Raw genomic sequence first — 10662 nt, 5'->3', positions numbered from 1 at the left:
TGAGGATGATGCAGTGAGTTCGTTATATGACTCAAAAAGCTGTAACGCATTAGAGAAGGTTTTCTATTACCCGATAGAAGTGGCTATTCGTTGGTGTAATTTAGTTGAGCGTGAAGCCGAAATTTTACATTTGATGGATGGCGCGCTTGCACCTAATGCTGGATTGTTTCCGCAATGGCCTTGTCTTCGCTTAAATACTGAGCGTATTTTTGATGCAATTGAGAATAATGATCTTCCGCACGGTAGAGATGGAAAGTTTATTCAGCCCGGTGATCATGTTGCGCCTCCCCGCAGAACAGTCCGTCATGCCGATTTGAAGGAATGGATGCAAGGCGATACCTGATCAAAAACCTATTTTTCTTTTGATGAAATTGAGCGAACAACACACACAGCAATTAACGCAGATTCTTTTCGCGCATTGCAAGTTGATCGTGACGCGCTGAAAGCTGGCATTGATAAACAACTGAGGTTTATAAGGCGTTAAAACTCGACAAGGGATACTATTGCTAGTGAGCGTGATGCGCTTCTGGCTAAAGCTGATAAGCCACTGGCAACGACAGAACGCCAAACCCTGCTAGTGTTAGTGCTGCAATGTGTAGACAGGCCAAACTTGATTGGAATGCCAAGGGTGTATCCGTTGCCATTGAATCGTCAACTGAAGAAATTGGCGCGCCTGTTACCGATGACACCATCCGCAAAATTCTAAAACAGATAGATGAAGCCGTAACATCACGCAGTAGATAAACCGAATTCGGCAAGACCAAGACCGAATTCGGCCAGATTTTTTTACCTTTCCCCAGACTTCCCCCCTGTAAGTTCAATAACGCTCTAGGGGGTACTATTGTGAACAAAACTATCTTGCGGCTCATTGCCGTCCAAACCGAATCCGGCCTTTCACGCTCCACTATTTATTTACGCATTACCCAAAGGGCTTTGGACAAAACCTATATCACTAGGCGGGCGTGCCGTGGGCTGGCCTGCTAGTGAAGTAGCAGCGCTAATGCGGCGCGTATCGCTGGCAAAACGGATGCTGAAATCCGTGTGCTAATTCAAACCTTACAAACTGGCCGCAAGACGGTTTTGTGAGCAAGCGCCACCCGAATCCCAACCTTGCAAAAAATCCACCACAGCTATGAAGTGGGTGAAATCGCCAAACTGTTTGGCATTCACAAAAACACAGTGCGAGCGTGGATACACAAGGATGGTTTTGCCCACCGTTGACATCAGCCGCCCGGCTTTGGTGCTAGGCAGTGTGTTGCGTGCCTTCCTGCAAGCCAAGCGAACCAAAAATAAACAGAAATGTGCGCTGGGTGAACTGTATTGCTGCCGCTGCCGTGTGCCAAAAAAACCGGCGTGCGATATAGCAGATTTTCAACCCATAACAGACCGGCTGGGCAAGCTGACAGCTATCTGCCCGGATTGCGAAACCATCATGCACCAGAACATCGGCACGGCGAAATTGGCACTGCTTATTGAGAAAACCAACATCACGGTTACGAAAGCATTGAAACGATTAGTTGATAGTAACCAACCCATCGTAAACAGTGACTTCAAAGAGGTGCGGTGAACCATGAAAACGAACAGTGCAAAAAACGAGAGAGATCAAACGCCAGTATTTCACTTATTTGAAAAATGCCAAGGGGCAAAGTGAGCAAACTGTAGATGCAGTGGCCAAAGCATTAGCGCGGTTTGGAAACCTACAACAAAATGCGCGAATTCAAAGCATTTCATTACCTGCAAGCGGTGGCTTTCAAGAACCATTTGGCAGAACAGAATGGCCAGCAATCGGGTGAGAAATTGAGCAAGTCCACCCTGTACGCCACGCTTGCCCCTTGCAGCGTTTTTTCATTGGCTGGCAGAACAGCCGGTTTACAAGTCAAAATTTCAGTATTCGGATGCCGACTATTTCAGTTTGTCTGATAAGGATGTGCGGGTGGCCACTGCCAAGCGGGAACAGAAAGCGCCGACTATAGAGCAAGTGAAGCACGTTATTGCCATGATGCCAGCGGATACGGACATTCAAAAACGTAACCGCGCCTTGATAGCGTTCACGCTACTGACCGGCACGCGGGATGGGGCTATGGCTTCCCTGAAGTTGAAACATATCAACCTGCAAGAAGGTTGTGTATTTCAGGATGCCCGTGAGGTGAAGACAAAATTGAGTAAGACGTTCACCACTAACTTTTTCCAGTAGGTGATGATATTCGCGCCATTGTGGAAACGTGGGTGCTGTATTTGCGTGAAGAAAAGCTACGGGGCAATGATGATGCGTTGTTTCCGGCTACATTGCTGGAATATGGCAAGGAATCACGCCAGTTTGAAAGTGGCTGGTTTGAAGCGCGAGGGCTGGAGCAATGCCAGTGCCATCCGCACCATTTTCAAGGAAGCGTTTGAAAATGCTGGCCTGCCGTATTTCAACCCGCACAGCATCCGCAATACCTTGGTTCAACTGGGGCAACAAATTTGTAAAAATCACGAAGCTTCAAAGTGTGGAGTCAGAACCTTGGGCATGACAATGTGCTGACCACGTTTAATAGTTACGGTGAAGTGCAACCGCACCGGCAAGCTGAAATCATGCGCAATTGTGGAAGCCGCAAGTGCAAGCCAGCAATGTAACGGCAGATGAAATTATGGAGGCTGCATTGCGTGGGTTAAGGGAGGGCTGGGCAGCGAGAGTGATTTGTGAGTACATTTGTGAGTATATTTCAGATAATTAAAAATAAATTCCTTTATTTGCAATGCTTTCAAGGCAATAAACGAGTCCGGCCTCGGGTACCATTTAAATAGTCCGATGTAATCGGCAAATAAAAAACCGCTGCGGCGGTTTTTGTGCCTGAAGTGGTCTAGGGGCTTCGTGGTAATTCTGCTGTAATAGGCGCGATAAAACAGATCATGGTGTTTGTTCAAGACTGATCTCGGTGGATCTCGCGAAGGTAAAGTTGTGCTTGTTCAACACCGTGAGATTCAGGATGTGGAGATGGGCGGGCACTACACGGTGAAGGTCCCATAGCGAAAAAATAATTGATAGTGCTGGTTGCTGGGAGCACTCTCGAATAGTTCTAAAACCGAAAACGAATGCGCTCGGATATAAGGACATGATGCTGCAATCTGATCAGACAAACGAGTTAAGGTGCTCGGTGAAGTATGTCACAGGGCTATAACATTCAACAGGGTTGGATTTGGCAGTGGCGTGCCAGTGCATGAAAACTGGCAAAGATATGGTCGCCCCCTTTGACCCTACACTCCTTTTGTTTTGTCGGAGTTTTGATCTGATTTGACAAGGTATATCGATATTGGTACTGTTTTACATGTATTCTATCGATACTGGTGCTTACCATGACTGCGGTTACGGTTTCTCCCAAGTTTCAAGTTGTTATTCCCAAGGATATTCAGGAATCCATGGGGATTTTTCAGGGCAAAAGTTCAGGTTTTGCTTTGCCAAAATCGGATTGAACTTATCCCTCTTAAGCCCATGAAAGACATGAAAGGTTTTTAAAAGGAATAAATACTGACGTGCAAAGAGAAAATGACCGCGTATGAATGTTGTTGATTCTTCAGCGTGGCTTTCCTATTTGCTGGCGACCAAAATGCGGCGGTCTTCGGCAAGGCGATTGAGAATCTAGAGAAATTGCTCGTTCCCAGCATAACCATCACGGAAGTGTTCAAAAATATTATGCGTCAAACGGGCGAAGAGCACGCTTTATCAGCCATTGCGCATATGAAACAGGGGAGAGTGGTGGAGCTGGATGGCAGGCTGGCCGTTGACGCTGGACATTTTAGGTGTCGTTCATAAACTCCCTCTCGCCGACAGCATTATTTTTGCAACTGCGCAAAAATTTAACGCAACCATCTGGACACAAGATAGTGATTTCAAAGGGCTGCCTCGTGTCAAATTATACGAAGGTAAAAGCACATAACAAGCACATACGCGATGTGTTTGTCGGCTTTCAAAAATACCTTTATGTTGCCGGCGGCCAGTAGTCGGCATCAGTTGTTTGACGCGCGCCAAAAATAGCCTGCCCCACACGCACCACGGTCGCGCCCTCCTCGATAGCGATTTCGTAATCGCCTGACGCATGCCATCGACAGTTCACTTAAATCAACGCCATCTGGCGCGTCTTGTCGCAATCGGTCACGCAATTCCGCGCAGCCGTACAAAACACGCGCGCCCGTTCCGCTTCAGCAGAGAACAGCGCTAGCGTCATCAAGCCTCACCACGCAGCGCTGAAAGGCCGACAATTCGCGCAGAAAAGCGGCAGCAGCATCAGGGTATGGAAGGCCGTACTTGCTGGCTTCGCCGGAGGTGTTGATCTGCACGAATACGTCAAGCTGCGCCCTTCAATTTGCAAGCGTTTGTCCAAGGCCGCCGCCACTCGCAGGCTGTCTAGCGCCTGAAATTCGCTGGCACAGCGCGCCACCAGTTGGCTTTGTTGGTTTGCAGATGACCGATCACAGACCAGCGCAGATCGCTGAGATCTGCCATAGCTTCCCATTTGTGGGTGCGCCTCCTGCGGTTTGTTTTCACCGAACATGCGACAACCGGCGGCGTAGGCGGCACGCAAACACGCTTCGGGTTTGGTCTTGCTCCCCGGCAGCAGGCGCACGCTGGAGGGGTCGCGCCCTGCGCGCTGGCGGCGGCAGTAATGCGCCCTGTACCGCTGCGATGTTGTGGCGAAAGTCGTCCACCGAGCTGGCTTGCAGCCACAGCCCGTGCTGATCGTGTTGCGTGGCTGTGTTGGAATCGTTATCAAAATTCATGGCTGTATTTCTTTGGTGAGAGGGTTCAAAACGCAAGGGCGAGTGCGAGCAGAGTGCGCGCAAACATGCTGGCTTCAAACGGGGTATCGCCACAAATAGTAAAGGAATTTTTGTGCGCGACAACGGTGTGCTGATCACAATACTGAATTTCCATGCGCGCCAATTCGCGCCGATGCAGGCATGCACGCCGTGACCAAAAGTGAGGTGTTTTTCCGTTGGTGCGGTTGAGGTCTGAATTCGTCTGGCCGCTCCCAAAAGCGACGTTCGTCGCGATTGCGGATGCCCACGTAAAAACACGCGCTGGTTTTCAGGAATGGTGACGCCGTGCAGCGTGACGGATTTTTGGTGAGGCGAAAATGCCCTTGAAAGCTGATTCCAAACGAAATACTTCTTCCGATGAAATCGTTGATTTTTCAGGCTGCTGCCGCGATTGTTTGTTCGATGTCTGGACGCAGTGCCAACATGCGCAGCGCATTGCCCATGGAGCTGGCAGAGGAATCAGAACCTGCAATCAGCAGTTGAAACAGCGTGGAAATGGCGCTGATCGGTCATTACGCTGTTGGGGTCATTGGCTTCGCGTATCAAAATACCAGTGAAGTTGTCGGGCGGATTTTTCATGCGCAGATAGTGGTGCCACAAATGAGCGCACAAACTGCGCGCTGGAGCAGCCGGTTTTCAGCGATTCTGTGCGCGTAATTACGCCGCTGAGTTGGCGGATATTGTCGCAACCTCAAGCTTTGATTTGTTCGTAATCGCTTTCTGGTAAACCGAGTAAGCGGATGATGAGGAGCGCATCCGCAAAGCGCCACGCAAATTGCTGCACCAATTCACATTCGCCTTGCGGCAAGCGGTTCATCCAACATTTCATCACTAATTTTTGCGCTTCCGGTTCCAGTGCTTTGACAAAATGCGCGTTGAAACCGCTGTGCAATTTGCGCTCGGCGCTGTGTCGGTGGGTCTTGCGCAGCAGCACATCCACCGGCACCACGCCCGCGCCTAAACACTCGGCGAGCGAAGGTGTGTTTTGTCGATAGATTTGGGTTTGCCGCTGACCAAGATTTCCGTGATGCGTGAGGAACAGGCTTCGGTGTCGCGCGCCGAATTCATAATATCTTCGTGGCGCGACACCAGCAAAAACGCGTATTCGGTGAGCGATACAGGAAACTGATCGCGCAACATCTGGTAGTAGGGAAGGGATTGGTGAGGTTGCTTCGTGCTAAGGGCGCAAAATCTTCTGGGCGTTGCGGATGCTCCAAAGGTGTTGTTGTGCGTGATTTTTTTGTGGAGATTGGCGATTCAACCAATACGCAGCCAGCGACAACACCATTTCAAATAGGTGTGAAAGCAACAGGCGGCAGGTGTGGAAAAATAGGATTGCAGGAGTGTGAGCATGGTTGTGCATCGGGTGAGGTAACGCGCTAGAGTATCGCGTGATGGCTGTGCGTGTTTCAAGCAGGCGCGCCCTAAGAAATCAGGAGGTGTGTATGCAATCAACAGAAGCTGCGGTGTCTGCACTAAAACGGTGTTAGCTGTTCACGTGCTCCCGCGCAACACTGGGTGGGTGATGGCTTTCTGTGCGCTCCTTATTTTCTTACAACGCATTTGGCGCCGGAAATTAGTCCGTTTTGTTGTTGGATCGCGCGGGACCTGTGGGTTTTTCACCCACCACGGCGCGACGTGGCGTAGAGGCCACATCCGCATCGCGGTTTGAAACGGTAACGATTGTTTATCAGGGTGAAGTGGCGCACCGCGACTCCACGGGCGAGGGCGGCGTAATTGGTCAGGTGACGTGCAGTGGATGACAGCGGCGGGCGGTATTTTTGCACGAGAGTATCACGGCGAAGCATTTGCGCGCAACGGTGGTATATTCAATATGGTGCAGTTGTGGGTGAACTTGCCGGCGGCGAACGAAATGAAGCCGCCGTGTTATCAAGCCATCACCAAAGAAAATATTCCTGTTGCCAACTTGTCGAATAGTGCAGGGCGGCAGTGCGTGTAATTGCCGGCGCGGCGCGAAAGTTTGCAAGGACCGGCACCGTGTTCGCCTATGCAAGTGTGGGATGTGAATGTACAGGCAGAGCGCCGTGGTGACGCTGCCTGCGCAACAGGGTTGGCATACGCTATTAGTGATTTTGCAAGGCGAGGTGAATGTTGATGGCAAAACCCTGCGCGGTGATGCAGAGTTGGCGGTGTTGGATACGGTTGGCAATGGTGTGAAAATCACCGCAGAAACTGACGCTCAGTTGTTGTGTGGTTGAGCAGCGCGCCGATTCAAAGCCCGTGGTGGGCTATGGGCCCTTTAACGATGAACACGCGAAGAAATTGCGCAGGCGATAGATGATTTTAACAGCGGTCATTTTGGCCAAATCCATCGCTGAATATTGGAATAATTTATGGGAAAGAATCGCTTAGAGGCATTCAGCGACGGCGTGTTGGCCATCATCATTACTATTATGGTGTTGGAATTAAAGTCCCGCACGGTGTTGATTGGAGTGTGTTGCAGTCGGTGATACCGGTCTTTGCCAGCTATGTGTTGAGTTTTGTATACGTTGGTATTTATTGGAATAACCATCACCACTTGTTGCATTCTGCCAGCGCGTGAAGGCAACGGCATCCTGTGGGCAAATTTGCATTTGCTGTTTTGGTTGTCGCTGTTCCCGTTTTCAACAGCATGGATCAGTGAAAATCGATTGCCACATTCCGGTGGTGATGTACGGCTTTCATTTTGCTGATGGCTGCGCTGGCGTACTTCATATTGCAATACACCATTATCAAACATGAAGGGGAACATTCTCCGTTGGCAGAAGCCATTGGTCGCGATGGCAAGGTAAATTGTCGGTAGTATTATATATGTCTGCTATTCCTACGGCGTTTATCGATCCGTGGATTTCAATTGGTTTTTATGTGGCTGTGGCATTGCTTGGCTAGTACCAGATAAAGAATTGAAAGTATGTTTTCTGGTAACTAATGTTTTACTTATGGCTGCTACTAATGGCGTATTTTTCTTGGATTCTGAAAGTTCTTAGCAATATTGCTGCTGTCATCATTGGTTTGGTTATGGCATTGTTGCTTGCGGAGGTGTTGGTGAGAATTTTTCTCCACCTGATTACGGCGGTGGCATTCGCCCAGCTTTACAGCCATTTGTTTGAGTACGATAAGTTGCTGGGCTGGCGTGGGTGAAAAATTTGTCCACGCCGTATTACAGTAAAGATTTTCACGTTACGGTTAGCCACGACGCAGCGGGTTATCGCGATATGTATCCAGCGTATGGGAGGCAAGAAAAATTACCTGCTGCTCGGTGATTCCTACGCTTGGGGCTGGGGTGTGGAGACAATGAAACGGCAGCCGCAGTATTTTCACGAAAAACACGGATAAAAAAATCTCTGCAGTTTGGGTATAGCGGGTTACGGTACCGACCAAAGAATGGCTCCAGTTTGCAGCAGTTTTTGGAGCAGCATCCAACATATCCGGTATCAAAGGCGTCATTCTTGAATTTTATTTCAACGATTTTGATGACAACGCAGCAACCGAAAGATATGCCTATCCCAAACCGGCCTTTGTGGCCTCAGGCGATGGTGCGTTTAACCAATGTTCCCGTTCCTTACAGGGGAGGTGGAGCAGAGCATTCCTGTCACAGAAATCCCAGAGCCCAATGATTGGTCAGTCGCGTACGGGTGTTGAGTTTTATTGCCGCACCACATGCCGGGGTGATCGCTTTTTTATTCAGAGGCGCGGTAAGCCAAGTGCTGCCGACATTGACGCCGGTAATGCATGACAAGGTATTGTTGGCAGCACAACTGTTGTCTGAAATTCGCCAGTATTGTGAAAAACGCGGCATGTTTTTTTCATGCGGTGATTTTGCAAACGCAAGACACGCAAGGAGAAAATCTTGTTTGCTATACGCGCTGGCAGAAGAATTGGACGAACGAGGGGGTGGCGCATTCTCTGTTTAAAAAGCCGCTATCTTCCCAGCACAGATTTGTGGTTGGATGCGCACCTCAATCCGTATGGACAAGCACTATTAGCAGATCACATTGAGGAGGGTTACGGAGTCTGCTGCGCTTCAAAATACTCGTATCCATCAATGATATCTAAATACACGCCGTCAAAACCGGCTTGCAATACTTTGTCGAGATAGGCGTTTTCGCTGCCGTAGATAATGGCCTGCCATTCAAGGTTCCAGTATTCCACTGCATAGTTTCCTGCCCAGCGTTTATTGAGCGTTTTTAACCATACAGGGCGAGTGTCCTTTTTAAGCCAATCTTTGTTCCAGTAATAGCGATAAGACTCTGCTTCGCCAATACTCATGTAGCTAATCACCAAACGCCGTCCACCATTATGTTTGATTTTTAATTGCGCCAAATCGTCTGCAGTGAGCGCGGTGCCGTCATTAATAAAAAACAAATCGATTACCAGCATATCGTAGTCAGTTGCGTTGATGGCGGCTAAAAAATCTGTTTTAGTTTTGAATTTGGCTGGATCGATGAGATAGAAAGTTTTTGCATCGCTCATGGCTGTGATGTCATTGTTATTGACGTTGTAAGGCTGCGCTGGGTATTTCGGAATGCGTGTCAAGCTGACTTTGGTGGCGATAGAAATATGGCCGTGCACATTGTTTTTGTGTAAGAGGCGTCCAGTTTCTTGCCGTTGCAATAATCTGTCACCATCACAGTTTTGCCGTTGGCTTTGAACACATCAGCCAATGCCAGCATGGGTTGTTGCACGGCGATTGGTGTTTTGCGCGCGTGCCTTTGGGGTAGCCGTAAAACAGCGATTCAATGCCCGTGCCGTCAATCGCGTTGGCGTAGTTGGTGGCGACTGACCTTCTGGGTTCGCCGTCGCTAGTAATGGTGGCATGCCATTTTGTGGAATCACAATGAAGTTGGGATGCGCATCGCGCGCGTAATCAAGTACCAATCACAAATTGGCGCATTTCTTCGCGGTAGTTGATGGTTTGTGCCTTGGCAATATTGGTGGCGCCAAACGCAAGGAACAGTGCCAAGATCGACAAAGAGATTTTTGTGTTTCATGGTGGTAGCCGCTCGCTATTGGCTCAAGGTCAGCATAGCAGCGGTCTGAGCCGAAAATTGTGAAAAGCATCAGAAACAAGCGTACTTAGACGCAAAGTTCACATTTTCTTCACGCTGCAAAGCAGATACTGAATCTGTTGTGGTGGTTGATGTTGCAGGTGATCCTGTGGAAAGTGCGCTGCGTTTGGGAAGTGATGTATTGGCGCTGGCGACATCCCCTCGGTGGTGATGGCTGGTGAGGATGGCGCTGAACGGCTGGCGATGGAGCGTTTGTCGCCAGCGAGTTTTTGCAACGTTACGGTGCGTGTGTGAAAACATTTATGCCGTGGCTATTAGGTTTGTATCATCACACTGAGCTTGTCGGTGTGGCGGGGTTGCGCAGCAGGCGATGAGAAATTGTTTATCGAACAATATTTGGATCAGCGCGATTGAAACAGAAATTGCGCAGCATGTCAGCGTGCCGGTGGCGCGCGCAACGGTGTTGAAATCAGCAATCTTGCCGGACAGATCCCTGGCGTAACGCGAACACTGTTTCCCGCTGCTGAGGGAGCTGATTTATCGACACGGTTATGCGTGGGTGTGTGCAACACCACGCCGGCCGTGCGCAACGCTTTGCGGCGGGTGGGAATTCCTTTTCAGGTTATTGCGCGCGCAACACCAGAAGCGTTTGGGTGCGGCGCGTTTGCGTGGGGCAGCTATTACCGCAAGAGACGGTTGTGATTGCTATTTCTCTGCCTGCCGCGCACCTGTCACTATTTGTGCCGACCAACATTGGCTGCTGCTTGCGTACAGGCATTGGCGGGTGTGTATGACAATTTACCGGCAGTGGCTTGAGCAGCGAGGCGCGCAGGCTTCACTGGTAAATGCCTTGCAG

Annotated in this window: 12 protein-coding genes and 6 pseudogenes; 13 read left to right on the top strand and 5 right to left on the bottom strand. The window is 49.6% G+C overall.

Features of this window, described 5'->3' with window-relative positions; all coding sequences use genetic code 11:
- The first annotated feature begins 13 nt into the window (after positions 1 to 13).
- The 7 genes and pseudogenes from IPK30_03170 to IPK30_03140 all read left to right on the top strand — a co-directional run bounded on the left by IPK30_03170 (position 14) and on the right by IPK30_03140 (position 3917).
- Entirely contained in the window at positions 14 to 343 is a 330-nt protein-coding gene (locus IPK30_03170; protein MBK8102307.1) for a hypothetical protein, read from the top strand.
- A 248-nt stretch (positions 344 to 591) separates the two neighbouring features.
- Positions 592 to 744, top strand: a complete 153-nt coding sequence (locus IPK30_03165) for a hypothetical protein (GenBank protein MBK8102306.1) — start codon at positions 592 to 594, stop codon at positions 742 to 744.
- A 366-nt stretch (positions 745 to 1110) separates the two neighbouring features.
- Positions 1111 to 1221: a hypothetical protein gene (locus tag IPK30_03160; protein MBK8102305.1), complete on the top strand. Its 111-nt coding sequence runs from the start codon at positions 1111 to 1113 to the stop codon at positions 1219 to 1221.
- The gene (locus IPK30_03155) at positions 1202 to 1567 is read left to right on the top strand and encodes a DNA-binding protein (GenBank protein ID MBK8102304.1); all 366 of its coding nucleotides are present in this window, start codon (positions 1202 to 1204) and stop codon (positions 1565 to 1567) included. Before IPK30_03160 ends, IPK30_03155 begins: the two co-directional genes overlap by 20 nt.
- A 3-nt stretch (positions 1568 to 1570) precedes the next feature.
- Positions 1571 to 2717 (top strand): annotated as a pseudogene (locus IPK30_03150) (site-specific integrase).
- A 619-nt stretch (positions 2718 to 3336) separates the two neighbouring features.
- A pseudogene (locus IPK30_03145) lies at positions 3337 to 3540 on the top strand (AbrB/MazE/SpoVT family DNA-binding domain-containing protein).
- Positions 3537 to 3917 (top strand): annotated as a pseudogene (locus IPK30_03140) (type II toxin-antitoxin system VapC family toxin). The pseudogenes IPK30_03145 and IPK30_03140 overlap by 4 nt, the downstream one beginning before the upstream one ends.
- Before the next feature lie 42 nt (positions 3918 to 3959).
- On the opposite strand, the pseudogene IPK30_03135 reads toward IPK30_03140, so the two are convergent.
- From IPK30_03135 to IPK30_03125, 3 genes and pseudogenes are all read right to left on the bottom strand, one after another.
- Positions 3960 to 4758: pseudogene (locus tag IPK30_03135) on the bottom strand (YggS family pyridoxal phosphate-dependent enzyme).
- 730 nt (positions 4759 to 5488) lie between these two features.
- Positions 5489 to 5746, bottom strand: a complete 258-nt coding sequence (locus IPK30_03130) for a hypothetical protein (protein MBK8102303.1) — start codon at positions 5744 to 5746, stop codon at positions 5489 to 5491.
- 8 nt (positions 5747 to 5754) lie between these two features.
- Positions 5755 to 5937: a hypothetical protein gene (locus IPK30_03125; GenBank protein MBK8102302.1), complete on the bottom strand. Its 183-nt coding sequence runs from the start codon at positions 5935 to 5937 to the stop codon at positions 5755 to 5757.
- A 446-nt stretch (positions 5938 to 6383) separates the two neighbouring features.
- On the opposite strand from IPK30_03125, the pseudogene IPK30_03120 reads away from it, so the two are divergent.
- From IPK30_03120 to IPK30_03110, 3 genes and pseudogenes are all read left to right on the top strand, one after another.
- Positions 6384 to 7136: pseudogene (locus IPK30_03120) on the top strand (pirin family protein).
- Between the two features lie 15 nt (positions 7137 to 7151).
- Positions 7152 to 7784 (top strand): annotated as a pseudogene (locus tag IPK30_03115) (DUF1211 domain-containing protein).
- Complete coding sequence (locus IPK30_03110) at positions 7726 to 7938, top strand: hypothetical protein (protein ID MBK8102301.1); 213 nt, start codon at positions 7726 to 7728, stop codon at positions 7936 to 7938. Before IPK30_03115 ends, IPK30_03110 begins: the two are co-directional and overlap by 59 nt.
- Positions 7939 to 7983: 45 nt before the next feature.
- On the opposite strand, the gene IPK30_03105 is transcribed toward IPK30_03110, so the two are convergent.
- Positions 7984 to 8223 carry a hypothetical protein gene (locus IPK30_03105; protein ID MBK8102300.1) on the bottom strand — a complete coding sequence of 80 codons (240 nt, stop codon included), beginning with the start codon at positions 8221 to 8223 and terminating at the stop codon, positions 7984 to 7986.
- 191 nt (positions 8224 to 8414) lie between these two features.
- On the opposite strand from IPK30_03105, the gene IPK30_03100 reads away from it, so the two are divergent.
- A complete protein-coding gene (locus IPK30_03100; protein MBK8102299.1) occupies positions 8415 to 8711 on the top strand; it encodes a hypothetical protein in 297 nt (98 codons plus the stop codon).
- Between the two features lie 91 nt (positions 8712 to 8802).
- On the opposite strand, the gene IPK30_03095 is transcribed toward IPK30_03100, so the two are convergent.
- A complete protein-coding gene (locus IPK30_03095) occupies positions 8803 to 9411 on the bottom strand; it encodes an endo alpha-1,4 polygalactosaminidase (protein ID MBK8102298.1) in 609 nt (202 codons plus the stop codon).
- Positions 9412 to 10075: 664 nt separating this feature from the next.
- Here IPK30_03095 and IPK30_03090 point away from each other — a divergent pair.
- Both IPK30_03090 and IPK30_03085 read left to right on the top strand, forming a co-directional pair.
- Positions 10076 to 10180: a thermostable hemolysin gene (locus tag IPK30_03090; GenBank protein MBK8102297.1), complete on the top strand. Its 105-nt coding sequence runs from the start codon at positions 10076 to 10078 to the stop codon at positions 10178 to 10180.
- 94 nt (positions 10181 to 10274) lie between these two features.
- The gene (locus tag IPK30_03085; protein ID MBK8102296.1) at positions 10275 to 10508 is read left to right on the top strand and encodes a thermostable hemolysin; all 234 of its coding nucleotides are present in this window, start codon (positions 10275 to 10277) and stop codon (positions 10506 to 10508) included.
- The last annotated feature ends 154 nt before the right edge of the window (positions 10509 to 10662 follow it).

It is taken from the genome of Cellvibrionales bacterium (genome assembly GCA_016713115.1).
Taxonomy (GTDB): domain Bacteria; phylum Pseudomonadota; class Gammaproteobacteria; order Pseudomonadales; family UBA7239; genus UBA7239.
Note: the sequence above shows the minus strand (reverse complement) of the source record. Positions and strands in the feature narration are given on the sequence as shown.